Source organism: Geotalea uraniireducens Rf4 (genome assembly GCF_000016745.1).
Lineage (GTDB): Bacteria > Desulfobacterota > Desulfuromonadia > Geobacterales > Geobacteraceae > Geotalea > Geotalea uraniireducens.
In genome coordinates this window covers 1,351,077-1,377,958 of record NC_009483.1, presented here as the reverse complement: position 1 = coordinate 1,377,958, position 26,882 = coordinate 1,351,077, and the positions used below count along the sequence as shown (strand labels likewise).

General features: G+C 52.4%; 15 protein-coding genes. 3 read left to right on the top strand and 12 right to left on the bottom strand.

Going from position 1 to position 26,882, the window contains the following annotated elements; genetic code table 11:
* Window positions 1–171 precede the first annotated feature (171 nt).
* Both GURA_RS05950 and GURA_RS05945 read left to right on the top strand, forming a co-directional pair.
* A complete protein-coding gene (locus GURA_RS05950; RefSeq protein WP_011938090.1) occupies window positions 172–480 on the top strand; it encodes a ferritin family protein in 309 nt (102 codons plus the stop codon).
* A gap of 378 nt (window positions 481–858) precedes the next feature.
* On the top strand, window positions 859–1,227 hold the full coding sequence (locus GURA_RS05945) for a hypothetical protein (RefSeq protein WP_157046133.1): 369 nt from the start codon (window positions 859–861) through the stop codon (window positions 1,225–1,227).
* Between the two features lie 262 nt (window positions 1,228–1,489).
* Here GURA_RS05945 and GURA_RS05940 read toward each other — a convergent pair whose 3' ends face one another.
* The 7 genes from GURA_RS05940 to GURA_RS05910 all read right to left on the bottom strand — a co-directional run bounded on the left by GURA_RS05940 (window position 1,490) and on the right by GURA_RS05910 (window position 20,759).
* The gene (locus GURA_RS05940; RefSeq protein WP_011938088.1) at window positions 1,490–2,797 is read right to left on the bottom strand and encodes a hypothetical protein; all 1,308 of its coding nucleotides are present in this window, start codon (window positions 2,795–2,797) and stop codon (window positions 1,490–1,492) included.
* Between the two features lie 108 nt (window positions 2,798–2,905).
* Window positions 2,906–8,614 carry an Ig-like domain-containing protein gene (locus tag GURA_RS05935; RefSeq protein WP_011938087.1) on the bottom strand — a complete coding sequence of 1,903 codons (5,709 nt, stop codon included), beginning with the start codon at window positions 8,612–8,614 and terminating at the stop codon, window positions 2,906–2,908.
* A 531-nt stretch (window positions 8,615–9,145) separates the two neighbouring features.
* Window positions 9,146–14,284, bottom strand: coding sequence for a chitobiase/beta-hexosaminidase C-terminal domain-containing protein (locus GURA_RS24885; RefSeq protein ID WP_232278979.1), 5,139 nt, complete (start codon window positions 14,282–14,284; stop codon window positions 9,146–9,148).
* Window positions 14,285–14,756: 472 nt separating this feature from the next.
* A complete protein-coding gene (locus GURA_RS05925) occupies window positions 14,757–15,431 on the bottom strand; it encodes a porin family protein (RefSeq protein ID WP_011938085.1) in 675 nt (224 codons plus the stop codon).
* A 16-nt stretch (window positions 15,432–15,447) separates the two neighbouring features.
* Complete coding sequence (locus GURA_RS05920) at window positions 15,448–15,645, bottom strand: hypothetical protein (RefSeq protein WP_041245299.1); 198 nt, start codon at window positions 15,643–15,645, stop codon at window positions 15,448–15,450.
* A 52-nt stretch (window positions 15,646–15,697) separates the two neighbouring features.
* Entirely contained in the window at window positions 15,698–20,206 is a 4,509-nt protein-coding gene (locus tag GURA_RS05915; protein ID WP_198134529.1) for an RHS repeat-associated core domain-containing protein, read from the bottom strand.
* Between the two features lie 211 nt (window positions 20,207–20,417).
* The gene (locus tag GURA_RS05910; protein ID WP_041245297.1) at window positions 20,418–20,759 is read right to left on the bottom strand and encodes a SpvB/TcaC N-terminal domain-containing protein; all 342 of its coding nucleotides are present in this window, start codon (window positions 20,757–20,759) and stop codon (window positions 20,418–20,420) included.
* 202 nt (window positions 20,760–20,961) lie between these two features.
* On the opposite strand from GURA_RS05910, the gene GURA_RS05905 reads away from it, so the two are divergent.
* Window positions 20,962–22,173, top strand: a complete 1,212-nt coding sequence (locus GURA_RS05905) for a transporter (protein WP_011938083.1) — start codon at window positions 20,962–20,964, stop codon at window positions 22,171–22,173.
* A 90-nt stretch (window positions 22,174–22,263) separates the two neighbouring features.
* Here the strand turns inward: GURA_RS05905 and GURA_RS05900 are convergent, their stop codons facing one another.
* From GURA_RS05900 to GURA_RS05880, 5 genes are all read right to left on the bottom strand, one after another.
* Complete coding sequence (locus tag GURA_RS05900; protein WP_011938082.1) at window positions 22,264–22,779, bottom strand: hypothetical protein; 516 nt, start codon at window positions 22,777–22,779, stop codon at window positions 22,264–22,266.
* On the bottom strand, window positions 22,776–23,477 hold the full coding sequence (locus GURA_RS05895) for a C39 family peptidase (RefSeq protein WP_041245786.1): 702 nt from the start codon (window positions 23,475–23,477) through the stop codon (window positions 22,776–22,778). Before GURA_RS05895 ends, GURA_RS05900 begins: the two co-directional genes overlap by 4 nt.
* 10 nt (window positions 23,478–23,487) lie before the next feature.
* Complete coding sequence (locus GURA_RS05890; protein ID WP_011938080.1) at window positions 23,488–23,892, bottom strand: hypothetical protein; 405 nt, start codon at window positions 23,890–23,892, stop codon at window positions 23,488–23,490.
* Between the two features lie 108 nt (window positions 23,893–24,000).
* Window positions 24,001–25,032 carry a hypothetical protein gene (locus GURA_RS05885; RefSeq protein WP_011938079.1) on the bottom strand — a complete coding sequence of 344 codons (1,032 nt, stop codon included), beginning with the start codon at window positions 25,030–25,032 and terminating at the stop codon, window positions 24,001–24,003.
* Between the two features lie 304 nt (window positions 25,033–25,336).
* Window positions 25,337–26,803 carry a sigma 54-interacting transcriptional regulator gene (locus GURA_RS05880; RefSeq protein WP_011938078.1) on the bottom strand — a complete coding sequence of 489 codons (1,467 nt, stop codon included), beginning with the start codon at window positions 26,801–26,803 and terminating at the stop codon, window positions 25,337–25,339.
* Between the last annotated feature and the right edge of the window lie 79 nt (window positions 26,804–26,882).

The following is a 26,882-nucleotide window of genomic DNA, read 5'->3' as shown; positions in this document are numbered from 1 at the left end:
ATGAGATGGCATGTCAAGGACGGCAACCTGAATGACAAATTGAGAAAAATTCAACCCCATCGCGGATTATCGTTATGTCCGACAACGACAAAATGTTGCTGCATCTGCTTGATGTTTCATCCGCCTTGACTATACTTCTCTTACCAATACCCGTCATAGGAGGATCATATCATGCCTGACTTCGGATCACCATTTTCCGGCCTCGCCAATGATCGCAAATTGACCCACGAAGAACTGATACGCGCCGTTCGTTTTCTTGTAGCGGCAGAGTACGAAGCAGTGCAGATGTACATGCAGCTTGCCGAATCGGTTGACAACCCGTTCGCCCGGGCAGTGCTGAAGGATGTTGCCGACGAAGAGCGGGTCCATGCCGGAGAGTTTCTGAAACTCCTCTACCACCTTGCCCCCGACGAGGAAAAGCTTTACGAAAAAGGGGCCGATGAAGTGGATGAAATCATGAGCAATTTGCAGAAAAGCTGAGGCTCTTGCGAAAGGCCGCATCCATATGAGACAATTGAATTCTCTGTACTCATCTGTAACTCAACAGATCAATTGTAATATTTTTTTTACAGCACGTCTCCCCCCTTCACCAGACGCATAACCCACTGATTTATATCGCATTTCTCCGGATAAAGTCGCCGCGGAAACTTTTTTCACCTGTACGCATTCTTTACATGTGTTGAGAACCCCCCCAGACAAACCGTGCAAAATCAGATAGTTGCAAGTTGGTACGCACTTTGCTATTAGATTAATAGCATCCAATCATGTCTCATCATATTTGATCGTTAGATGACAGTATTTGCTTTCGTTTACCGTTTTCGCTCAACATCATTTACCAATAAAGGAGCCATTGGGAAGATGAAAAAAGTCACCGCCATAGTCTGGCTCCTCGTATGCCTGATCCCTGCGTGGGGAAAAGCAGAGGAACCGGTTGTAACTTCGACAAGAGGGTGGTTGAGCCAGTCCACATCTGAAGATGAGGAACAGCCCTGGCGCGACCCCCTCATGTCGGAGGTAAAAGTCAGGGACGATGAGTTGGGAAAGATAGTCGGCCATGGGCTTGAAACACCATTTCCATGGGGAGCGGTTTTTTCCGGGAAGCTGGAAACGGCGGCGTCAAGGATAAAACTATGGGACGAATCTGACAGAGGGGCTGTAAATACCGGCAACTCGGCGGGCCAGGGCATTTTCCAGAGGATCACATTGTCTACGATGGGCAACAAATAACCTATATTTAACCACCGAAACAATAACTGCTTTTTTCAGGTTTAAAATTCATGTCAATCCCAGCAGTGTTCAGTTAGATTCTTGCAATCTGCACATTTCCCCCTCACCCTGGCCCTCTCCTTTAGGCCCGCAATTTGGGTCCACCAGGGGAGAGGGGATTTTAGGCCCCCCTCCCTTCGATGGGAGGGGCTGGGGGAGGGTGAAAGGCAGTAGTTTCAAACCCGGACGCTAAGATGCAATTTCCTAACCGGACAGTGCTGCGTCAATCCGGCAATACCTCGACAGTAATGATATCCGCCGGGAAGGCCGCTCCGTTTCCGTCAACCGCCTTGAAGTTTTTAGGATCGTTGGGATCGTTAAGGTTTTTGTAGATGCTGAAATTGGTCGAATTAAGAGACATCCCTGCCGGAACATCACACATTATTGTTGCAAACTCACCCACCGCAAACCCGTGGGCGCCCGCCAGAGAGAGGGTCACCATGCCAGGAAGCGCCCCGGATGACGCGATGTAGCTCGCTTTTACGTATACCCCTGCCGCGATAACTCCCGACCCTTTCACAACCCCGCTAAGTGGTTCTTTTTCTGCTATTTCAGGGGCGGACAAGTCAGCTCTTAGCGTCACCCCCGGCGGCAGTTTCAACGTTACCGTAACCCCGCCGATAATATTGCCGGCGCCCAATTTCTCGGCAGTCCCGAGCCTGACGATTTTTAAGCTACCGCCCGCGTTGGCAAGATTTGTCGAGTTGATGCTCTTGACGCCGGTAACGTTTCTATCCGAGGCCAAAAAAGTTATCAAGGCCGTCTGGAGAGTGGTGGCGTTTTCGGCAGTAATAGCCCCGTCTGCAATATCGTCGGCAAGGACGTTCAATGTGCTGGCCAAAGTTCCGGCATTGTTCCTGGCCATCTGAGAGATGGCCGCCAGCGCCAGGGTATAGTCTTTCTGCGCCTGGGTAGTTGACGCTCTGCCGAACCCGTAATCAGAAAGGTCGGGTTCCACCGGTTTAGTGGCAATGATGTCAACCTTGAACATTTCAGAAACCAGGGCATTTGCATTGGTTACATCTGTGGCGGCAAGCTGATTGCCCGTACGCTGAACCGCGAGCGCCTTCCTCGTTGCAAGTTCCGTAAGAGCCGTCACCGATGCATTCAACGTTCCCGACGGATTTGCGATGATCGCCCGCAGCGGATGGCTGTCATCGATGGTCAATTCGGCACCGGTTGCCTCATCGATATAGGAACCGGTTGCCTTTATCAGCACCACCCCGTTGTAGGAGCCGCTTGTGATCGTTTTCTGCGAGCTGAGCCTTGCCGAATAATTTCCGAATGCCCCGATAGATGTCGTCTTCAACAATGTTTCGCTGCCGTCAAAGTTGACTGCATAGAAACGCACGGTCCCGTTTTTGAATAGGCCCTTGGAAACCACCCCGCTTACTTTTGTGTCGTTAGCGGAATCCGAATCGCCGGACGACGTTCCGCTGTTGCTGCTGTCGCTGAAACCGCCGAATCCGCAGCCAAAAACGCTCATTACCCACAGGGACAAAATCAGCCTGAACAGTATACGTTTTTTCATTTCGCTCCACCCTCTGCATTTTCCGTTAGTCACTTAGAAAAATTATTTGCATGTTTTTTGCGAAGAATTTTTCGTGAAGGGACTTATCCCGTTCATCGGGGTTAGGCTCTACAAAGTGATCAGATTTACCACCACTTTCAGGATTATCACCGCATCGCCCACATCTATCCTCCCGTCGGGAACGGATTTGCCGTTTACCAACGGGGCGACGTCACCATTAATCAGGGCGATATCTGTTTGTGCCACTAAACCCGTTGAAATCTGCAGCGCTGTCAAAGCATCCAGAATATCCACATTGCGGTCACCGTTTAAATCGCCTCTGGACGGCTTGGCATAAACGATATTTCGCTGGACGCTGGTTTCGTTCCCCACTTCGTCCGTTGCCGTTACGACGAAGCGATAGACCCTGTTTCCCGTAAAGGTTATCGATTGTTCGAAGGTCTGCCCGGTTTCGCTGTCGGTAAGCGTGGGAGGCGGGTTGAGAACTTCAGCGTTCCCGTCTTGGGTTAATTGGGCTACGGTCACGGTAACGGCACCCAAGGTATCGGAGACGACACCCTTTAAGGTCATGATACTCAGGTCGGTCCTGATGTCCTGGGCCGGGTCGGTTATGGCAAGTGTCGGTTTCTGGTTGTCGTAAATCACGGTCCTCTTGTCCGAACTTTTGTTCCCGGTTGCGTCCGTGGCCGTCACCACAAGAGTGTTGATGTTGTAAACGAGATCCAAGGTTGCGGCAAAGCTCTTGTCCGGTACCGATGAAGACTTTCTGGAGAGTTCCGTTTGCGACCCGTCGTAAACGACGATCTCGACGATGGCGGGCTCATCCGTGCCGACCTTGACGTCGACGGTCGGCTTGCCGGTCTTGATGTTGTCCGCCGGAGCGGAAATGGTGATTTGGGGCCCACTCGAATCATAGGTTATCGTCCTCGTATCAATCATTTGGTTCCCTGCCATGTCGGTGGCGGTGATGGTTATGACGTTCACACCGGCAGACAAGGTCAATAGATAATTGAACGCGTCATTCGCATCGACCGTTAAATTGTCTGAGCCGACAACGCCGTCGGCTGTGAAGTTGAGGACAAGACTCCTCACGAGATTGGCGTCGGTGACGCTCCCCGTAATGTTCAGCTCCGCCTTGCTGGTGAATGAGCCGTCAGGAAGGGTGGAGACGCTTAATGCCGGAACAGTCAGATCCGCCATCCAGCCGATGATCTTGGCGTTTGCTTCTGCTTGCCAGTTGCCGGCGCTGTCCCTGCCGATGACGGCCACAGTGTGCGTCCCCTCGGCAAGAGAGGCAAGGTTGATCATGGTAGCGATGGGTGTTTCGGCGGAATAAGCGCCGTCGTCGAGCTTGTAACGATAGGCGACGACACCGTCCCCGCCGACGGTAAGGTTGACGTTTGTTCTATTGTTCGGATCAGGCGGAGCGTCTTTGATGACGGCCATCGGCGGAATCGTATCAACGATCCAGCTTGTCGTCGTTTCGCTGGCCTGCCAGTTGCCGGCGCTGTCCCTGCCGATGACGGCTATGGTGTGCCCCCCTTCACCAAGGGTAGAACGGCTGATTGGTACTGAGACAGGCGTTTCGTCAGCATAGTCTGCGACTATGCCCTGGTTGTATCTGTGTTGAAATTTGTATGCTACGACACCATCCCCGCCGACGGTCAGAGTGGCGCTGGTCGCCTGAGTCTCCCCTGTCGGTGCGCCGCTCAGGGTAGCCGTTGGAGCCACGGTATCCACTTCTATGGCGAAGCTGCCGTTGTCAGACCAATTCCCCGCCAGGTCGCGTTCCTGCACGTATAGGGTGTGATTCCCCTCGCCCAGCGCCGCCCCTGGCACAAAGGTCAAGCCTGCGGTCTCAGTCGCGCCTGTTGTAAGATCGTTGTTCCCCAACTTGTAACGGTAGGTCCCATTGCCGCCCCCGCCTCCCGAGCTCCAGCTCCAGGTCGGAGTCGGGCTATTAGTCAATGTCGGCCCGGACACAACCGGTACATTCGGCGGTGTCCGGTCTATGACCAGCGGTCCGGCGCTGTGCGCATATATGGTTGATTTCCCGTCTTCAATTTTGCCATAAACATAATAAGGCCCATCGCTAAGGAGCGAGGTGTCCCAATTGAAGCTTTTAACGGTGTCATCCTTGCTTATGCCGGAGACTATCTGTTTGAGGTCGTTTCCGCTGGTGTCGTTGCCATAATAGAGAGTGATAAAGGCCGGACTGTCCGGGTCGGCGGCGTTCCAGCCGATGGTAAAGGTTTTGGCGTTGGTCACCGGTTCTGCTGCACCGGGAGAGGTTATTTCGATGCTCGGCGGCAGGTTGTTGTCCCCCTTGTTCTTGACGATGAACGAGCTCGCCGCCATCCAGCCGCTATATACGCCATGTACGTCTTTCGCACTGACTATCCAGTAATAGCGGGTGTTATCGACAAGTGGTGGATTGGCGACAACCGTCCAGTTTGGCCCCTGATCTGTGGCGCGGGCTACCCGCGCCGAGGAATTGAGACTGATGTCACTATATACCTCGAAATCATAGGTGAGGGGGTCTTGGTCGATGTCCGTGGCATTGACGGTAAGTATCGGGTTGAGTGAATCCACTTCGCCGTTTTCGGCAGGACTTGTTACCACCGGCACGGTCGGTGCCTCATTGAATTGATTGATGAAGAAGGTACTGTAATTCTTATCGGGTCCGGTTGACATCCATGCCTCGGCATTGTGAATATCTGTCACCTTGACCCGCCAGTACCAGATGGTGTTGTCACTCAATGTTGCCGGCGTCCAGCTCGTCGTCGTTGTCCCCGCGTCTTCGGCTATCACGGGGGAGGTCTGTTTGTTGGGACTGTTGAATTTATTGTCCGTGTCGATCTCGAAGGTATAGGTCAGAGGGTCCCGGTCCGGATCCGTGGAATTGTTGATCGTGAGCGTGGGGGTGAGCGTGGTGGATATTTCATTATTGTTCAGCGGTGCGTTGACCGTCGGGGCAGACGGCGCGTCGTTGCTCGTATTGGTGAAGAATGTGGCGGTCACCCAGCCACTATAACTGCTGTCGGGCAACCCGTGCTGGTCTTTTGCCCTGCTCCTCCAGTGGTACTGGGTGTTGTCGTTAAGCGCGGGCGATACTTTCCAGGTAGTAGTCCCGGCCGTGCCCTGCGCAACACCAGTGACCGCCTTTGCCACGACGTTTGTAAAGCTGCCGTCCGTGGCTACCTCAAATTCGTAGGTGAGAGTGTCGTTATCCAGATCCGTCGCGTTGGTGACGGTGAGGAGAGGCTGCAGGTCCGTTACCTCTGTTTTGGGGTCGTTGGTGGGTGAGCTGACGGCAAGGCCGGCAGGCGCGTCGTTGACGGTGTTGACGAAGAAGCTGCCCGTCTGTGAGGGGGAGGAACCCTTGTTGCCGTCGGTAGCCGTGACGCGCCAGTACCAGGTGGTGTTGTCAACAAGCGGAGACGATGATGGAATGGTCCAACTCGTTGTGCCGGCCCCGGAGGGGACAAGGGTTGATGTCTTTTTATTGGGGCTGTCAAAGGTGTTGACCGTGTCTACCACAAAGGTGTAGCTCAGTGGGTCCAGGTCAACATCGGTTGAGTTATTGACTGCAAGGGTGGGAGTGAGCGTGTTGACTTCATTAACATTGAAAGTCCCGTTTGGCGGCGCGTTGAGGGTCGGTGTGGTCGGAGCGGAGTTCGAGGCTGAAGTCCTGGTGAAGGTTGCGGTCTTGTCGCTGCTGCTCAGGGCGTTGCCCGCCGGGTCGGAGATGTTGTTGGCGGTTATGTTATAGGTGGTTCCTATTCCCTGGAGACTGGTGGTTAGACGATACGTGGCGCCCCCCTGTGATACTGCCGCAGTTATGGTCAGACCGGGTGCGGTGTAGTTTGCGGCAACATCTGCGCCAATAACCCCCTCGCTGAAGGTCACATCCACATGGGTCGAGTTTACGTATGATGCGGCGGCGTCCATGGTCGGCGCGGTATTGTCGTAAATCCGGCTGAACCGGGAGGAGGCGCTGTTACCGTTGCCGGCCGCATCCTGGGCGACACCAACGGCGACATCGACGGTCACCGCTCCGTTGGCGGTGGGGGTGACGCTAAAGGTGTACGTGGCACCGCTCCCGGCAAAGGAGCCGGACGTCACCGTGCCGTTGCCGACGGTTATATCTCCTGCCGCAAACCCGATCACCGCCTCGCTGAAGGTGACCGTCACGGGGATGGGAGAGACCCTGGTCGGATTGGCTGCCGTCGAGCCGATGGTCACCGTCGGCACAGTATTGTCATAATTGCGGCTGAACTGCACTGCCGCGCTGTTGCCGTTGCCGGCCGCATCTTGGGCGACACCGGCGGCGATAGCGACAGTCATCGCTCCGTTGGCGGTGGGGATGACGCTAAAGGTGTACGTGGCACCGCTTCCGGTGAAGGAGCCGGACGTCACCGTGCCGTTGCCGACGGTTATATCTCCTGCCGCAAACCCGGTCACCGCCTCGCTGAAGGTGACAGTCACGGTGATGGGAGAGACGTTGGTCGGATTGGCTGCCGTCGAGCCGATGGTCACCGTCGGCACAGTATTGTCATAATTGCGGCTCAACTGGGAAGCGGCGCTGTTGCCGTTGCCGGCAGCATCCTGGGCGGCCCCGGAGGCGATATCGACGGTCACCGGACCGGTGGCCGTGGGGGTTACGTTAAAGGTATAGGTAGCGCCGCTACCAGCAAAGGCTCCGGCAGTGCCGTTGCCGACGACGATATCTTCAGCCGCAAACCCGGTCACCGCCTCGCTGAAGGTGACCGTCACGGGGATGGGAGAGACATTGGTCGGATCGGCTGCCATCGAGCCGATGGTCACCGTCGGCGTCGTATTGTCATAATTGCGGCTGAACTGCACTGCCGCGCTGTTGCCGTTGCCGGCCGCATCCAAGGCGGCCCCGGCGGCGATATCGACGGTCACCGGACCGTTGGCCGTGGGGGTTACGTTAAAGGTATAGGTGGCGCCGCTACCAGCAAAGGCTCCGGCAGTGCCGTTGCCGACGACGATATCTTCAGCCGCAAACCCGGTCACTGCCTCGCTGAAGGTGACCGTCACGGGGATGGGAGAGACCCTGGTCGGATCGGCTGCGGTCGAGCCGATGGTCACCGTCGGCGCAGAATTGTCATAATTGCGGCTGAACTGCACTGCCGCGCTGTTGCCGTTGCCGGCCGCATCCAAGGCGGCCCCGGCGGCGATATCGACAGTCACCGGACCGTTGGCTGTGGGGGTTACGTTAAAGGTATAGGTGGCGCCGCTACCAGCAAAGGCTCCAGCCGTGCCGTTGCCGACGACGATATCTTCAGCCGTAAAGCCGGTCACCGCCTCGCTGAAGGTAACAGTGACCGGGAGGGGAGAGACACTGGTCGGATTCGCTGCCGTCGAGCCAATGGTCACCGTCGGCACGGTTTTGTCGATGGTGTAAATCTCTCCGTCGAATGGAAGGTTGGCCACGGCGTTGCCCACCGTGTCCGTGACCCCTGTGGAGTTCTCCATGGTGAAGCCGAGCGTACCGTCGCCGCTCCCGGTTCCTACGGTAGCCGTCCAAGTGGTCCCAGAGCCGGTGACCGAGGTCACCCCTGCACCGCTTATGCCGGTCACCGGCACGGTGAAGTTGCTCGCCGTAAGGCCAGTGACTGCTTCGCTGAAGATGACCGTGTAGTCGACGCTCGCCGCGTTGGTGGTTGGCTCGGCTGGACTTGTGCGTTTTACGGAGTCTATGGTAAGCGCATAAACCTCGTTCACACTCAAAAGAATCGTGATGAAAAGCAGCACAAAAAATAGATTTTTATGAGCAACCAAACCGTGCATCTTAACCTCCTACACTTCTTTCAGCTCCAAGAAACGAAAATCACCCCTGCTCCTGCGACGATAAATATTATATCCGACAAATTAACATTTACAAACGCAACTACAAAAAAGTACAGTCGCCGCTTTTTCCTCTGCCCCCGTGGCGGCCCTATTTTTCTCATTGTTAGCCGGTGCTTCTCGCCACATGGATACTACATTTGAGGAAATGAGCCGGGCTTCCGGCAAGGTCGAACGAGAGGGGGGCCTCGCCAAACACTGAGCGAACAGGTATATGGAGGAGAAGGCCAAGATTGCCGCCGAAGGGCAATTATGCATGGTCTCTCAAATGGGAGAAGGAAACGGCTATGGCCTGTGGTGACAGGCCAAAGTGCGAAAATCTAACCATGCCCAATCGTCTCCCCCTCTTCCGAGGGAATGTAGGTGTGTTGTACAACATGAAGTAGTGATGGTGGGAATACCGCCGGTGTTTGAATCAAGAATAGGACGGTGGATTCCCCGCCCTATTCTTCTTGATTTTACCCGGCGTTAACTTCACGGAATTGGGAAGGTTATATCATCCACCCAGGCGGTAGATGCAGCCGATCCTGTCATACTGTATGAGTAAACCCACTTGAAGGTGTGTCTTCCGGTTGTAACCCCGTAAGACGCTAGGGTCCAGGAAACGGAACCGGATTTCTGCAATTTCAGAACGCCGTCAATATAAAATTTCAGATTATCAAACAGAGAATTAACCGCATACCAGAAGCTGATGTTGCCCGCGGTGCAGTCCATGGTTACTTCCATGGCCGCACTTTGGCCGACTGTAATTGACGGAGCTTGTGCAGAATAAGCTCCACCGTGCGCTTTGGTGCTCTTCACAGCCCATAAACCATTGCCGGAGGTGATCCAAGGGAAATTGCTCAGATTGCCGGTCTCGAAATCCTCGGTGCCGGTTACAGAAGCGCTGACAGTAAAGGTTACCTCGGCAAAGGCGATATTGCCTGCCGCATCCGTCGCTTCGACCCGTACGTTATGTGAACCGTTAGCCAATGTATCGAGGCTGGTGCCGGAAACCTTATTGACGATACTCCCGTCAACCTTTACCACCACTGTTCCGTCACTTGCCGTATAAGTCAAAAGCGGCGTATTGTCGGTTGTCGTACCGGTTGTCGGAGATGTGATGGCTACTACTGGAGTGGTGGAATCAAGAACAATCGTATCACTTACGACACTCGACCAGTTGCCCGCTGCGTCCTTGAACTTGGCATAGACGGTCTTCGTTCCGTCTCCCGTGGCCGATGTCCACGCCTTGGTCGTCGCGTATGCCTCGGGCGCCGACCAGCTTGCGTTGTCGTTGCTGAACTGCATCTGGTTACAGGCCCCGGCATTGTCGGTGCAGGAAAGAGACAACGTTGTAGTTGTCGTTTTGGTGTATGCCGCTCCGCTGTTTATCGTTATGGTGCCGCTCGGCGGAGTCGTGTCGCTGGCGGTGATGGTATATGCCTGACTCTTCACCGCCTCGCTGTTGCCGGCGAGATCGGTTGCAAAATACTTCACTGTCGTAGTCGCAGCTACAGTTAATGCCCCTGAATAGACACTCGATGAAGTCGTGGGTGTTGCGCCGTCTGTCGTGTAATAGATTTTATCGCACCCTGTGCCGGTCCCGTCACTGCAAGTCAGGGTAACCGCTTGGCTAGTATTATATGCTCCTCCTGCCGGGGCAGTGGTGGTCACCGGGTTGGTTGCGTCAAGCACTATAGTATCGATGGACACGGTTGACCAGTTGCCTGACTCATCTCTGAATTTGACATATATGGTCTTGATGCCGTCGACGGTGGCAAAGGTCCAAACCTTGGTCGTCGCATACGCCTCGGGTGTCGACCAGCTTGCGTTGTCGTTGCTGAACTGCATCTGGTTACAGGCCCCGGCATTGTCGGTGCAGGAAAGGGTCAGCGTCACGGCTGTCGTTTTGGTATAGGCTGCCCCGGTGTTGATCGTTATGGTGCCGGTCGGCGGGGTTGTATCAAAGGTATAACTTTGGGACTTCACCGTTTCGCTGTTACCGGCAAGGTCGGTCGCGAAATATTTTAAAGTTTGAGTTGACGCTACGGTTATGGCCCATGAATAGACGCTCGATGACGTGGTAGGGGTGGAGCCGTCGGTTGTATAGTAGACCTTGTCGCAACCTGCGCCGGGCCCGTCACTGCATGACAGGGTCACCGTCTGGATGGCTGTATAGGTCCCGCCGGCCGGTGAAGCGGTGGTTGCCGGTGCTGTTGCGTCAAGGCCAATGGCATCGCTGTATGCTGTTGACCAGTTGCCTGCCGCGTCCTTGAATTTGACGTACACGTTCTTGGTGCTGTCTCCGGCGGTTAATGTCCATGCCTTAGTTGCACTGTATGCCTCAGGGGTCGACCAGCTCACGTTGTCGGTGCTGAACTGCATCTGGCTACATGCCCCGGAATTGTCAGTACAGGAAAGCGCCAACGTCACGTCTGTCGTTTTTGTGTAGGCCGCTCCGCTGTTTATCGTTATGGTGCCACTAGGCGGCGTCGTGTCGCCGGCGCCGATGGGAAAAACTATATCGTCCACCATGGCAGTGTAAATACCAACGGGCACTATCATACCGTTGGAGTAAACCCACTTAAAGGTGTGCCTTCCGGCCGTAACTTCGTAAGACGCCTGGGTCCAGGAGATGAAACCGGATTTCTGTAACTGCTGAACGCCGTCAATATAGAAGGTCAGATTATCAAATAAAGAATTGACCGAATACCAGAAGTCTATATTGCCGGTGGTGCAATCCATTGATACTTCCATGGCCGCACTCTGGCCTAAACCAATAGACGGAGCTTGTGCCGCATAAGAATCGCCATGCGCATCAGAGTCTTGCACAAACCATTGCCCATTGCCCGTAGTAACCCATGGTAAAAGGGTCAGGTCACCCGTTTCAAAATCTTCTTTTCCAGTAAAGGCAAGGGCAACCGTAAAGACTACTTCGGCAAAGCCGGTATTGCCAGCCAAATCAGTTGCTTCTACCCGTACGGTATGGATGCCATCAGCCAATGGAGCCAGACTGTAACCGGAAACCTTGCTTACGATAACGCCATCCACCTTGACTACAACATTAGACACCCACGTTCCGTCATTTGTAGTATAGGTCAGAAGGGGAGAATTGTCGTTGGTTGTGCCAAGTGCAGGAGAAGTAATGGTTACGGTTGGCGCAATGACGTCAATGGTGTAGGTCTTGGTTTTCACCGTCTCTGTGTGGCCGGCCAGGTCGGTGGCAAAAAACTTCAAGGTGGTTGTGGCCGTAATGTTAATCGGGTCTGCATAGACGCTCGACGATGTGGTGGGGGTGGTGCCGTCGATGGTATAGTAAATCTTGTCAACGCCCAACCCGGCACCGTCGTTACTCGTCAGGGTCACAGTCTTGCTGGTATTGTAGAACCCTCCGGCAGGTGAAGCGGTTGTTACCGGTGCTGTTGCGTCAAGCAAAATAGTATCGCTGTAAACTGTTGACCAGTTGCCCGCCGTATCCTTGAACTTGACGTACACCGTTTTGTTTCCGTCTCCGGTGGCCAGGGTCCACGCCTTGGTCGTCGCGTATGACTCAGGCGACGACCAGTTGGAATTGTCGTTACTGAACTGCATCTGGCTGCAACCAACACTGTCGGTGCAGGAAAGGGCCAGCGTCACGTTTGCTGCTGTGACATAAGCTGCCCCACTATTGACTGTGATGGTGCCGGTCGGCGGCGTTGTGTCGATGGTATAGGTCTGGGTCTTCACTGTTTCGTTGTTGCCGACGAGGTCTGTTGCAAAAAACTTCAACGTCGTGGTCGCGGACACGGTTACCGGGGTTGAATAGACACTCGATGACGTGGTTGGGGTGGCTCCGTTAGTTGTGTAGTAAATTTTGTCGCAACCTGAACCAACACCGTCATTACAGGCCAGGGTCACTGTCTGGCTGGTATTGTATGCGCCGCTACCAGGTGAAGCGGCAGTCACCGGAGGCGTAGTGTCGATGGTGTAAGTCTGGGACTTAACCGTTTCGCTGTTTCCGACAAGGTCGGTCGCGAAGTACTTCAGTGTCGCGGTTGCAGCTACGGTTATTGCTCCTGAATAAACGCTCGATGCAGTGGTTGGTGTCGTACCGTCGGTTGTATAGTAGATTTTGTCGCACCCTGCTCCCGTCCCGTCACCGCATGTCATAGTTACCGACTTGGCGGCGTTATACACCCCTCCCGCCGGCGAAGCGGTGGTCACCGGTGCAGTTGCATCAAATACGATTGTGTCGCTGACGGCGGTTGACCAGTTGCCCGCCATGTCCTTGAATTTGGCGTAGACGGTCTTGGTGCCATCTCCTAGGACCAAGGTCCACACCTTGGTTGTCATATGCGTTTCAGGCGACGACCAGCTCGCGTTGTCGTTGCTGAACTGCATCTGGTCGCAACCAACACTGTCGTTGCAGGAAAGGGTCAACGTTGCGGCCGCGGTGTTGGTATAGTTTGCTCCAGCATTGATCGTTACGGTGCCGGTCGGCGGTGTTATATCGATAGTGTAAGTCTGGTTTTTCACAACCTCAGTGTTACCGGCAAGGTCTGTTGCAAAGAACTTCAATGTCGTAGTCGTTGACACGGATATTGGGGTTGAATAGACGCTCGACGACGTGGTTGGGGTTGTACCATTGGTTGTGTAATAGATCTTATCACAACCTGTTCCTGCGCCGTCGCTGCAGGTCAGGGATATCGTCTGGCTGGTATTGTACGCCCCTCCTGCCGGTGAAACAGTAGTTACCGGCAGCGTCGTGTCTATGATGTATGCTTTACTTTTCACTGCTTCGCTGTTGCCGGCAGCGTCGGTGGCGAAGTACTTCAGTGTCGTGGTTGCTGCTACGGTTATTGCTCCTGCATAAACGCTCGATGCAGTGGTTGGCGTTGTACCGTCCGTTGTATAGTAGATTTTGTCGCACCCTGCTCCCGTCCCGTCACCGCATGTCAGGGTCACCAACTTGGTGGCGTTATACGTCCCCTCTGTCGGCGAAACGGTGGTCACCGGGACCGTTGTATCGAGCACAATGGTGGCACTGACGGAAGTTGACATCCAGTTGCCCGCCGTATCCCTGAAGTTGACGTAGACTGTCTTGGCGCCGTCTCCTGATGGAAGAAGAGTCCATACCTTGGTTGTCGCATATGGTCCCTGCCAGACAGTGTTATAGTTCGAGATTTCCATATAGTCACAACCTGAATTGTCAGTGCAGGAAAGGGTTAATGTTACGGTTGAAGCGTTGGTATAATTTGCACCTCCGTTAATTGATACTGAACCGGTCGGCCGCATAGTGTCGATTGTGTAGGTCTGCGTCTTCACCGCTTCGCTGTAGCCGGCGAGGTCTATCGCGAGAAATTTCAATGTTGTAGGCTCTGACATGGGTATTGGGGCTGAATAAACGCTCGATGACGTCGTGGGTATTGTGCCGTCGGTCGTATAGTAGATTTTGTCGCAACCGCCTCCTGTCCCGTCGTTGCACATCAGGGTCACCGATAAAGATGTAGTGTATGTCCCCCCTGTAGGCGAAGCGGTGGTTGTTGGGGCTGTTGTGTCAAACACGATGGCATCACCGACTGCGGTTGACCAGTTCCCGACAGTATCCTTGAATTTTACATAGACTGTCTTTGCGCCTTCTCCTGTGATCAATGTCCAGGCCTTTGTGGACGTAAAAGCTTCCACCGTCGACCAAGTTGCGTTATCGTTACTGAATTGCATTTGAGCGCAGCCGTTAGCATCGCTGCAGCTAAGCGAAAGTGTTACGGCAGTTGAAGTGGTGACAGGCGATCCGCCGTTTATTGCGACTGTCCCCGTCGGCGGGGTAGTATCGCTGGGAGCATTTGTAGTAGTATTTAGCCGATTCCCAATCTCGTCATAAGTGTAAGCAATATATGTCCCATCGTCATAGTCCACCCGTGTCAAACGGTTCAGTTCGTCAATAGCTGTACGTTGCCACCGCTGCGTAAGCCACGGATGCAGACATTACACTGACAACGATTATAAGCAACGTCACTAATGCCTTGAACTTTGGTTTGATTGACATATGCTGGCCCTCTCATGCAATGCATTTAAAGTATTGCGTTATTGTCAAATTACACAGATCTGCCTTTTGCGGCACTCCTCAGTATAAAAAGAACCTCACGCCGAAAAGGGCGACAAAGCTGATCGGATCGTATTCGCCTGTTTTCAAATTCTCCGGAAGCGATAAGTTTCGGTTGTTGACTTCTGCCTTGGGAGCCAGAACACCTCTGATATCGGCATTCAGGGCAATGTGTTTCGTGACGAAGAAATCAACGCCGGCATTCACATGGTCGCCGACAAGGGTTTCAATATCCAATTCATCCCTGCCTTGGTATTTGCCATCGCTGATAATGAAATCCACTCCGGCCCCCAGGTAAGGTACAAGCCTGCTCTCAGGAATGAAGCGGTATTGGAAGCCTAGAGAAACGTTAGTAGTAGTGATTCTTACTGATTTTTGTCCTAAAAAAACATAGTTAATATTGGGGGTATGGGTAACATCAGCCTCAAGAGCAAAGTTGTCGGTGATGCCGTAAATAAAGCCGCCACCTCCGGCAAAGGCCGTGTCAGCTTTTCCTTTACCAGTCTCGGGCACAGCTACAGAAAATGAAGGGATAATGGTGTATTGGGATACTTTTGTAAATTCGCTGCCGGAAGGAACCATGAACCCGAGCCGTCCTGTTACGCCCAATCTACCTTTGATACTGTCCGCCATGGCGATATCTGAAAGTGTGCATAAAACCGCAGCCATCACAATGAAAACTAGATACTTTTTCATTTATCTCTCCAAGTAATCAGGGTTTTAATTTGAATATTGAATATATTATTACAGCTATAATAATCACGATACCACCCAATACCTGCCCCACTGACAAAATGTAATCGGCTCGGTCTTTGATCTTTTTCTTATTAGCAATACCATGAACTCCCCATGCTAATGTACCTATCCCAATCATAGCAGTAAGTATTAGTTTTATAATTTGATCTAACATATGCAACTCCTCAATTATTTATCATTGGTGCTCCGAAATCCATATTGCATCACTATTGCCTACCTCCTGCTTGAGAAGGGTCATTATTGGGAGACAGCTTGAACGGTATTGAAGAAATTGCCCCTGCTCCTTCTTTTAATTGGGAGCTGTTTAGACCTGTACTAGTTCTTACGAATCTACCTGTTGCCTCTGAATAGTATCTGCTCGCCTTAAAATTGAATTTAACAGCAGTTAGGCCAGCTACTCTCCTTGCCAATCTTCCTGCTCCCATCCCTATGCTGAACTCAGCCGCACTTGATAATATTTTATTGGCACTACTTGTTATAATACCCTCCGTAACGCCTAAACTTACGCCAACTAAACCAGTTGTTGTGAGCGCGGCCGCACCAAAAGGAGCTGTAGGAGGAAATAGCATGAGTGCTAGAGACCCAGCGGTTAGGTAGTCATTGGCCCTGCTCAGATCTTGTAGATTGACATTATTTAAGCCGAGAATACTATAAGTAATATTTCCATAATAAGCGGCTGTTGAGAAGTCTGAGATAACCCCATTTACAGCTGAATTGAGGAAAGGTGTCCCCGTATTGACTTCACCTAAATACGGATATGGCAAATATAATCCGTTGGCATCCCCTGGCAAATCTTCGATAAAGGTATCAGCTAGTGAAGGACCTGTTTGTATATTCGACAATTCAAAAACATCTCTAAGAATATAAATATCTTCATGACCAGTTGGATCCACATAATTCATAGGATTATTTTGAACATAAGCGTACCTGTTCAGACTCTGCGGATTCGCATAATCAGGCACAATCGTATCCGCAGTAATAAACCTCCCGATCTCCGGATAATACAGCCGTGCGTTGTAGTTGTAGAGCCCTGTCTCATAGTCCAGCTCCTGCGAGGTGTATTTGTGGATCACCCCAGTGCTGCCGGTATCCGACCTGCTTTCACCGAAGGGATAATAGGCGATGTTTTCCGCCTTGTTGCCGCCCGTGTCGGTCGCTGCAACGGTGCTCCCCAGGTGGTCCTGGTGGTAGTAATAGGTCCCCAAGGAACTCTTCAGCACAATCCTGGTATTACCGGCAAATATGTATTTGCCGCAGACATCTCCAACGCACTCATAGAACTTATCCAAGTAAGTCCTTGTGGTTGCAGGGGTGATCTTCTTCACCCTGCTTCCGTTGCCGTCGTAGACGTAGCTTACCGCCCCCCCTATGGAACGGGGCATGTTGTCGTAGGTGTAGAGGATGCTGTACTGACCGTTGTTGGTCATGTTCCCGCTGGGGCCGTACTGGAAACCTGTGCCGGTGATGCCGTAGGCGTGAGCCTTGCCTGGATAGAGGGTGAAGCTTCTGCCAGTGAAGTTGTGCGGGATGGACGCGTTGAGGTGATCGGTGATGCTGGTGATGTTTCCCTGATTGTCGTAGCCATAGGAAAGGTTGATGAGGCCCTGGGTCGGGCTGTTGGTGGTGATTGAGTAAAGGCGGTTGTTGAGGGGATAGTACTGATAAATGGTGCTCACGCCGTTGCCGAAGTTGAGGGAGCCCGGCTGACCGAGGGCGTTGTAATTGGTAAAAGTGGCGTAGTTACCCACCTTGTAGATGTTTCCGCCCGTGTCATATTCGTAGAGGACTTGCTCAGTGTCCGGGTAATTAATGTACCAGATCCTGTCGAACTTTGTGTACCCAACTTCGATCGTATAGCTTTTCCCATCCACTGTCTTAACTGTTTTTGTAATCCTCCCTAACGAGTCGTAGAAATATTTAGTGTTTCCCGACTCGTCGGTCATGGTGGTGAGGCGACCCAGGGGGTTTGAGGAAAATGATTCGTCATAGGTATAGACGACGTCTGTGCCGCTGGGGTAGTCCTTAAGGGTGATCCTGTTCAACGGGTCGTAGGTGAACCGGATGGTCTGGCTATCGGCATCTGTTTGGGCAGTCAGGTTGCCGTTTGCGGCGTAGCCATAGCTCCACGCACCCATGTCAGGGTCTTTCATGTAGTATTTACGACCGAGGGTGTCGTAGCGCATCTCGGTCTGGTTCCCCTTGGTGTCGGTCACGAAACGGAGGTTCCCCAGCACGTCGTAACTGTAGCTGGTAGTTGCATACGGGGTCCCTGCCTCCGTCGAACAGGCGGCATAGGTCCCGGTGTATTCCTCCACCTTCACGAGGCGGCCGTAAACGTCCCTGCTCTCCCGCTTGCGGTGGTTGTTGGGGTCGATGGTCACCATAACCCCTTCATCAAAGCAGGACAATATCCGAATGTTCGGGTCAGGGCTGGTCGCCTGTGTTACGCGGCCCATCGGATCGTAGGTGAACAACTTGTACCTGGGTGTCTCAGTTCCTTCGAAATAGGGGAGCGACGCCTGCGCTACGGCTCCGCGTCTGTCATACCGGGTGTCGGCAACAATGGTCTTCGCATCCGGCCCACTCTTCCTTTCCTTGAACGTCCGCCCCAGACCGTCAAAATAATCCTCAGACCAGAAGCCGGCGGAGGTATTGACCCGCACATGCTGATAGCCGACCGTACCGAAACTATTATACCTCCACTCCGTCCATTCGAAGTTCGGCCTGTTTGCTTTGGTTCTTCTGCCGAAACGATCATATTCATAAGAAGTCACAGCGTTGTTAGGGTCAGTGATGCTCTTTATCTGGCCATAGAGTCCATAATCCGCAGGTACACCATCCACGCCGTAATACTGGGTGGTTGTCGGCTGTTCCAAGGGATTGGTGCTTATTTTGGGGAAAGTAAAAGTGTTGTCGTAGCTTACTCTGGTGATATTGTCATTTGCATCCTTGCTGCAAACTGGGTTGCCGTAACCGTCATATCTTGTCCAGGTCTCCGTGTTCGTCCCCCCATTATACCAACGGACGGCACGGGTGAGGTTGCCCTTCACCGGTGACGTGGTCGGCGAATAAGTCGAGCAATCGGTAGCCCCGTCATAGTCATAATTTGTGGAGGAAACCGGAGTTTGCAGACCAATGCCTTGATAAACGGTTTCACTGGAGAGAAGGCCCACGATCCAGGCGTCTTGATTTTGGACGTAACCTCTGAGAACAGTGCGGTCATCGGTTGGGTCGCTTACGTCGCCGTATTGGTTTTCACGCTTCACGTTGCCGTATTGATCATAGGTGTAAGAAGTCTGCGTATGTCGGGCATTGGTGCTGCCCTTACATGCACCTGAGACGCCATCTGCGCAGCAGTATATGTCTATCTGGCCTGGGGCTACATGATAGGCATCAGCCACGGTAGTATAGGTTGTCTCCACCTCAGAGTACGTTGCGAGCGCCTGTCCATTCGCAATTCCTGAGACGCGGGTACGGTACGGTTTCCCCTTCGTGTCATCATATAGCGCGCCAGGATCATTCGCATCAACAGCCAAGTCGTCTCCCTGGTGGAACCATGTCTCGACTATTTTCTGTTCACCGTCCGGCCCCGCAGGGCCGGTGACCTTCGCATAATTGAACCCTCGAAAGTCGTGTTCGTAGATTTGATAGAACCCGCCGGCAAAACTGTAGTTTGTCACGGATGAATTGCCGACACAGCTTGAACTTGTGTAGTTGTCGCACGTCGTTACGGAGTGGACTGTATGGACAGGAAAGGGAAGGCGGGGATTATGATGGTCCAGCCATGGAAGCTGAATATTCGGATCACTAGCTGTTGAAGGCCAGTATTCGATGTCGGTTTTTGAGCCGAGACCGTTGTAAATCGAGGTGAGTAAGTCGGTTGTCCAGTAATGATCGTCGTATGACAGAGCCACATTCCAAGCTCCGCCGATGCCTGAATAGCACGCCACGTCTGTTTTCCCGTTACCGTCGAAATCGCCGACCGTGCACTGCCTGCCGACGGGGACATCTGGTTTTGGTGCCGGACCCTCCCACTGCAAATACTTTTGATACCAGCCGGTTCCATATGATAATGCCACATTCCAGGTTCCACCGCTGCCGGAACCATAGTTATCGAGGCAGGCAAAGTCGGTTTTCCCGTCGCCGTTGAAGTCGCCGGTCAGACACTGATAGCCGACATGGGAGTTCTGCAGTATTGGACCTTCCAAATCCTGATGCATCCATGCGTTTGAGATTGACAGTGTCATATTCCAGTTATAAGGCGATGCCCCGGTATAGCAGGCCGCGTCGGTTACCCCATCACCGTTGAAATCGCCCCAAATACATTGATCTCTGATGGATAGATTTGGACTAATTGCCGGGCCCCCATTCCAGCTCGGAACTTCCCAGCTTCTTCCAGTGGATAAGGCCAATGTCCATGCACCGCTGTCGAAGCAGGCCAGGGCTGTCTTTCCGTCGCCATTGAAATCGCCGGTTATACATTTGTCGGGCACAAGAATAGCTACGTTCGAAAATGTTAACGTTGGGCCAGCCCAGTTCTGGGTCTGCCATCCGGCGCCGGTTCTTGTTGAAGATAACGCCATATACCAAGTACTGCTTCCGCCCCAGCAGGTCAGATCGGTTTTTCCGTCACCATCGAAATCGCCGGTCAGACAGTCATAGCCGGCACTGACAGTAGGAGAGCCTGTATTAAGCGTCGGTCCGGACCAGGACATAATGGAAGACCACCCAGTTTCTGTTGCTAATCCGGATAGAGCCATATTCCAAGTCCCACCGTTGCCGGGATAGCAGACTATGTCGGTCCTTCCGTCACCCTCGAAATCGCCGGCTAAACATTGATTGGCTACAGGGTTACCATATACTGTGGAAGATATGGTCGGACCGGTCCAAGTCTGATCCGGCCATCCGCTTGAAATAGACGACTGTTTAGTCGACACCGCCGCGCGTGGAGCGCTGAATTGCACCCATCTCAATTTCCCACCCCATGCCGATCGGGCCGTTGCCGTTACTGCTCCGGTAGGTTAGAGCTATGTTAGGGCTCATCCCATTACGGCCCGGCGGCGCCTTAATCGGGATCGCATAGTTCATCGTACCGGTGAAAAGGTCCGGCACTGCTCTGTCAGAGGACAAATCCGGGAGCTCGGGGTAACTGTTAAAGCCGACGTCAGCCTCGTCGGCGAAGCAATTGACGCTAAAAATCAGGGAAATTAGCCCATAGCATACGATTAACCAAAACAGCTTTTTTTCACGGAATCGATTCATATCCATTTCATTCCCCCCATCGAATAACAAATTTGAGAGACAAAACCGGATCAAAGAATAACTATTGGGCTACCACTTATTAGACGTATATAATAAATACATATTTATTCATGTCAAGCGCCGGTATCCATTGACAATGGGATGCAATTGGATAAATTTGTTACAGTCATTGAATGCAGCTAATGTGTTATGCCGTCAAGGGGGGAACATGACTTCACATCGATCGAAGATTGTCGCCTGCGTCTGCCTGGCATGTGCGTTGTTGGCAAGCGCGCCGGCCTTCGGTGAAGAAACTTCTGCTCCCGGCACGAACAAAACTCACAGTGCCGAAGAAACTCATACTCTGAGCCAGAACAAGTCTGACCAGAACAAGACCGATCCGAATGAAAGCTCGCCGACACAACAGAAATCCGATCCAAAGAAAGAACCGCCCCCTCCCCAATCGGTCGGCCAGCCGCCGGAGAAACCCAAGGAAGGCAAGCCACCTGACATCGCCACGATCTTCGAACAGCCGGGAGTATTGACGCCAAAGGGAACGCTTGTACTGGAACCGTCTTTCCAGTTTGTGAACTCGTCATCCAACCGGGTGGCCTTGAGCGGCTACACCATCATTCCTTCGTTTACCATCGGACTCATCGATGTCAGGAATGTCAACAGCAACACCTATGTAGCCTCTCTCGCAGCACGCTACGGCATCACCAACCGTCTGGAATTCGAGGTCAGGGTCCCGTACGTATACCGTGCAGATTCCACATCGTTTGAACCGACAAAAGATCCGAGTGGCAAAACGATCCCACCAACCGTTTTCAACGCCGAGGGGAACAACATCGGCGATGTGGAATTCGGCCCTCGATTCCAGCTTAATCAACCAGGCGGCAATGGGCCTTTTTTCATTGCCAGCCTGCGCGCCAAGTCCATTACCGGCAAAAACCCGTTTGAAGTCTCTACCGACTCTACTGTCACAAGTCCGTCAGGGGTGCCGTTGCAGACCGAACTCCCCACCGGATCGGGCTTCTGGGCCATCCAGCCCGGCATAACCGCAATTTGGGCCTCAGATCCGGCAGTCTTTTTCGGCACGCTTAGCTATATGTGGAATATGGATCGCGAAATCTCCGGTCAGGGTAAACTGGACCCGGGCGACACCATCGGCTTCAACTTCGGTATCGGCGTAGCGCTCAACGAAAAAGCCTCTTTCAGCATCGGCTACGACCATATCATCCTCGGCAAAGCGAAACAGAACGGACATGAAATAGCCGGTTCGACCATCACCCAGGTAGGTAGCCTCCTGCTTGGCTGTTCTTACAAGCTGACCGACAAAACAGCCATCAACTTTTCTCTCGGGGCGGGGCTTACGCCAACCTCCCCCAATGTGCAATTGACGGTGCGGATACCGACCAGTTTCCTGCTGGGCGGCAAATAGATCATGAGCCTGTCGAACTTCACAAAAAAATCCGTCAGATCCCTGTTTTGGGAACTGACGGATTTTTTTACCCGCCTACTGTCGTTACGATTACTTCATCGCATTGAGCAACTGTTGATTCATCATTGACTTCAGGTTCATATCGCGGAACATATTGAGGGCATTTACGGTGGCATTGATCTGGGTTACGTTTTTAATGACCGTGTTATCCACGCTGTTCTGGATATACGTAAAAAACCCTCCTTGCGAGTTGGCGACTAAATTCGGCACAATACTGTTGTTGTCGCCGTTCTGACGCAAGATCGCCATATTGGAAAGAACCTGGTCAGACAAAGTCTGACTCTGCTCTGAGCCCCACTTCTGCATATTCAAGGTGTTGATTGCCTGCAGCACGCCGTTGACAAAAACTGTCTTTTCGATGCCGAAGGTAATCTCCAGCCCGTCGCCGGAAACAAATCCCCCGCGAATATTTTCCAGCTCCAGGTCCGTGACGAAACTGCAATCGCCGCATGCAACTGAATCCGCATAAGCCGAATGACTTGCCGCCATAACTGTTGCCATTAACAGGACGGCTCTCAACACATGTTTATTCATTGCTGTTTTCATCGTAATACCCCCGGCAGCATCAAGGTCACATTGGCCAGCTCTCTGGCATTTAAAGCCAATCCCAAAGGAGCCTTTTCTTTGACGTGCCATTCCTGGTCGCGGTTGAAGTGGTTTTTTGCTACGTTCTTTTTGTTTAATATTATAAATATGAGCCCATTCCACATAGACTCGAACTCGGCACGCGGAATGGTTCTGGCACCCGCAGCCGGGTCTGACAACAACACCATTTTCGCCGAAATCCCCTTGACCACCACAAAATGCTTATAGCCCTTGATGTTGATCAGAACAATGGCAGGCACGCCAATCTCCGCCAGCTTGTCAAGGGTAATTTGGTAGCCGGCAGCCCTGTAGCCGTTGGCCTCAAGGTAATTCTTCATATCAAGCAGCGAAAAGCCGTTTTTGCGAATCTTCTCCTGGTCTCCCGTGTCGAACATGAACTTGAATACATCCTGTTCACTGACTTTGTCCTCATAGTGGTAGGTCAACAGGGTGGCCAGCGCCGCGGAGCCGCAACTGAAATCGTATTGCTGGAGAATCGTGGAACGGAAGCGCGCTTCCTTCAAGCTCGTCACCTTAACCATAAAACCGCCGCCGGACACACCGGGCACAATTACGGTACCCGCCTGAGCCGGCGACGTCGCTGACAGAAAAGCTGAAAAAACAAGAAGTTTACTAAGTTTTATCAGAAACCATTTCATGGCATCCATCTTATTTTACCGTTAAATTCAGGATCATATCGTTCTGAATGAGGACCTGATTGCCCGAGTTCTGAATCACGGTAACTATCCCGGTGGATTGAGAAAAGGCATTCCCGCCGAGGGTGTTGGCGCCGTTGGCGATTGTGCCATAGTTACTAAGGCTGTTACCGTTCGCTTGGGCTTTCTGGTCCGAGGTGCTTATCTGCATGTCCAATTGGTTGATATTCACATCCTCGCGACCGGTTAGCGTTCCCAGGTTCTCGTTAGATACCGCTTGCCCCAATCCGGACTCGTTTAATGCATCCATCTGCCCGGCCGAAGCCAGATCGATCTCATTTGCCGAAGAACCCTGCGCCAGAAAAGCGCTGCCGGAAAAAACCAGTGCGGCAATCAGAGATTTAGTTGATCTTCGCATTTCCCTGCCTCCTGTTATTATGTGTTGCTCCAGGATTTTCAGGCTTCGGTTAAAAATGCTCCCGGTGACGGCCTTATTGCGCGCCACCGGGCAAATACTGACAGCTGACTATTGGTTATACTGAACCGTTACAGCCTGCTGCACCTGGGACTGAATACCGCTGTTCTGCGATATCACCGAGATACCGGCCGTGTTCACAGAGGCGCCGTCTATTTCGTTTTCGCCGGTAATTAAGTCGAGAGTAGGAGTAGCGACTAACGTGTTGGCGGTAACCTCACCAGCCAGAACGCTTGAAGCAACTTCGATGACTACATTACCCACCGTGACTGTAGTGGTTTCATTGTCGCTGTTGATGGTGTTGTGGGATGCGATTTCGATATCGTCTTCATTATCGCCGTAAATCGCTACGCTCCCCTCTTCCGCTTTGTTGTTGAAAGAATCTTCGGCGACTTCTATTTCGACTTCCTCGTCAGAATTGACCGCAATGCCACCTCTGTCGGCTGTTGCATTGATGCTCTCGTCTTCGTTGTAGCTGTCGGTCATGGTAGCGGTCCCACCATTCGTCGCTGCAACGCTTCCGCCCTCAACCTCACCTATATTGCCGTTGAAGGAATCTTTGGTAACGATCACTTCTTCGGAATCGACCAGCGATATGCCGTCACCTTCAGCTTCGGCCTTGTCGTTAAATGAATCTGTGATATTGTCCTGGTTGGAGTTGTCGGAACTGTCGTTGAAACTGTCTTCCACTTCCACTGCAACCTGCGTTTTACCTAAGCTGTTGTCCTGGTTGGAGTTGTTGTTGTTGCTGTCATTGGTCGACTTGTCCAATTCAATCTCGCCGACAGCAATAGAGCTGTTGTTGGCCGCCGCGCTCCCATCTTCCGCCTCGTTCTCGCTGCCGTTCTGGGTGGCAGTCTCGGTCGACTTGTCTACCTCAATTTCTCCGATGACAGTATTATCGTTCAGTGAATTCTGCCCGACGGCGGTGGCATCGTCATTGGCGGAGGTCCCCCCGTCCACTGCGCCGACAAGATCGTTACCAGTTACCTCGACCTCATCCAGCGCGAAGGCTTGAGTTCCGAGTCCTAAAGCAAGGGCAAGGGCCAATGAAACAATTATTCTCTTTTCTCTCGTTTTCATAACAATTCCTCCTTACAAAGATTTTGGCAAGGCACAATGCCATGCTCTACCCTTATAAGGCAATTGCTGTGCCACTTACCGCAACCATTCGTAACATAGCGATATTGTTGAAATTTATTTTTTTTACCCATCATTAGCCCGACGATGCGGCAAATATTTTGTAAAAATTGTTAAAAAAGTGTAATTTACAGCCGGTCGAATTGGGAGGGAACAGGGAGGTTACTTTGTGTTTTCAATGGGTTATTGTAATTTTCAGGGAAGAGTGACTGTAAAAGTCTGATACAGTTCACTCTTCCCATGACGCCTAATCGATGCCATAAATCTTCATGCGACGGTACAGGGTGGGACGGCTTATCCCCAGCATCCTGGCAGCATTGGAAAGGTTATGGCTGCAGCCTTTGAGAACTTCTTTGATCTTCGCCCTTTCAATTTGGGCCAACGCATCGCTCAGCTGATTATTTTCCGCTCCAACATCCATCTTTGCCACGTCCAGAAGCAAATCCACGGGAGTGACGGTTTTGCCGCCGGCCATAACTATCGCCCTTCTCACCTTGTTGATTATCTCCCTGACATTCCCCGGCCAGTCGTAATTGCGGATAGCGTCGGCAGCATCTTTGGTAAAGGTCTTCGTCAAGCCGACTTCCCTGGAAAACTTGTTCAGGAAGTACTTGGCAAGGATTACCGTATCTTCCCCCCGTTCCCGGACCGGGGGAAGATTAATGGTAAACTCATCCAACCTGTAATAAAGGTCACTTCGGAACTTCCCCTCGGCAATCGCGGCATCAAGATCACGGTTGGTGGCGGCAATAAGCCGCACATTGACCTTCTTCCCGCCGACGGTGCCGATCCTCTCCACAATCTTGTCCTGGAGAAACCGCAACAGTTTCGCCTGGAGATTGGGAGGCATATCGCCGATCTCATCCAGGAAAATGGTCCCGTTGTCCGCAAATTCAAATTTCCCCTTTTTGCTGATGTGCGCCCCGGTAAACGCCCCCTTTTCATAGCCGAAAAGTTCCGCTTCGAGGAGATTGTCCGGAATTGCAGCACAGTTTATCGCTACGAAGGGTTTGTCCTTGCGAGTACTCCGATCGTGAATTGCCTGGGCTGTCAGTTCCTTGCCGGTGCCGCTTTCTCCCAGGACCAAGACGGTGAGGTCGGTAGGAGCCACCTTCCTGATATTGGCGAACACTTCCAGCATGGCGTTGCCTGTGCCGACAAATTCCTGAATTTCCTCACTCCCCATAACCTTTGCAATATCGATGTCGATAAAATTGACGATTTTCTGTAACTGCTCTATATCCAGGCCGGACAGTCTTTCATGCAATTTCTTGATCGTGCAGTTCTTTTCATAGTAGTTGAAATACTCCGGAGGGTTGAAATTGAGTTCCCAGCCGCATCTTTTGCATGTGGTCGGCATCGTGATGTAACTCTCGCCGCAAAATGGGCACTCGTGCACATCGGACAGATTGTCGACGATAAACTCCCAAAGCTTGCGTTTTGTGGCAAAATCGAGCCCGGGAAAATTCACGGCATAACCGGCGTTATCCTTCCTTATTATATTTCCACGATGCTCAAAAAGTCCTTTCCCGAAGAGGTTATATTGCAGCAAAACCGGGGTATCCACGCCCAGTTTCTTGCCGGGGAAGGGAGAGTGCGCCCTGAGATAAGCGCCGTTCAGGCCGAGGTCGGTAATTACCATCTCGATTTTTGAAGATGGCGTGTCGAGCGTTGCAGGAACGGTAGCAATGATTCTTGGACTTAGCCGCGGCATAGGTTTTCTCCGTCACAAAACATTAGGCTATTTTTATTAAACCATTGTAGCATACTGCAAATTATTCGCAAACAACACG

Bases quoted from the DNA above. Each gene is read 5' to 3' on its own strand.
- GURA_RS05950 (WP_011938090.1), top strand. From the start codon at position 172: ATGCCTGACTTCGGATCACCATTTTCCGGCCTCGCCAATGATCGCAAA.
- GURA_RS05945 (WP_157046133.1), top strand. From the start codon at position 859: ATGAAAAAAGTCACCGCCATAGTCTGGCTCCTCGTATGCCTGATCCCT.
- GURA_RS05940 (WP_011938088.1), bottom strand. From the start codon at position 2,797: ATGAAAAAACGTATACTGTTCAGGCTGATTTTGTCCCTGTGGGTAATG.
- GURA_RS05935 (WP_011938087.1), bottom strand. From the start codon at position 8,614: ATGCACGGTTTGGTTGCTCATAAAAATCTATTTTTTGTGCTGCTTTTC.
- GURA_RS05925 (WP_011938085.1), bottom strand. From the start codon at position 15,431: ATGAAAAAGTATCTAGTTTTCATTGTGATGGCTGCGGTTTTATGCACA.
- GURA_RS05920 (WP_041245299.1), bottom strand. From the start codon at position 15,645: ATGTTAGATCAAATTATAAAACTAATACTTACTGCTATGATTGGGATA.
- GURA_RS05915 (WP_198134529.1), bottom strand. From the start codon at position 20,206: ATGTCCTGGTCCGGACCGACGCTTAATACAGGCTCTCCTACTGTCAGT.
- GURA_RS05910 (WP_041245297.1), bottom strand. From the start codon at position 20,759: ATGGATATGAATCGATTCCGTGAAAAAAAGCTGTTTTGGTTAATCGTA.
- GURA_RS05905 (WP_011938083.1), top strand. From the start codon at position 20,962: ATGACTTCACATCGATCGAAGATTGTCGCCTGCGTCTGCCTGGCATGT.
- GURA_RS05900 (WP_011938082.1), bottom strand. From the start codon at position 22,779: ATGAAAACAGCAATGAATAAACATGTGTTGAGAGCCGTCCTGTTAATG.
- GURA_RS05895 (WP_041245786.1), bottom strand. From the start codon at position 23,477: ATGAAATGGTTTCTGATAAAACTTAGTAAACTTCTTGTTTTTTCAGCT.
- GURA_RS05890 (WP_011938080.1), bottom strand. From the start codon at position 23,892: ATGCGAAGATCAACTAAATCTCTGATTGCCGCACTGGTTTTTTCCGGC.
- GURA_RS05885 (WP_011938079.1), bottom strand. From the start codon at position 25,032: ATGAAAACGAGAGAAAAGAGAATAATTGTTTCATTGGCCCTTGCCCTT.
- GURA_RS05880 (WP_011938078.1), bottom strand. From the start codon at position 26,803: ATGCCGCGGCTAAGTCCAAGAATCATTGCTACCGTTCCTGCAACGCTC.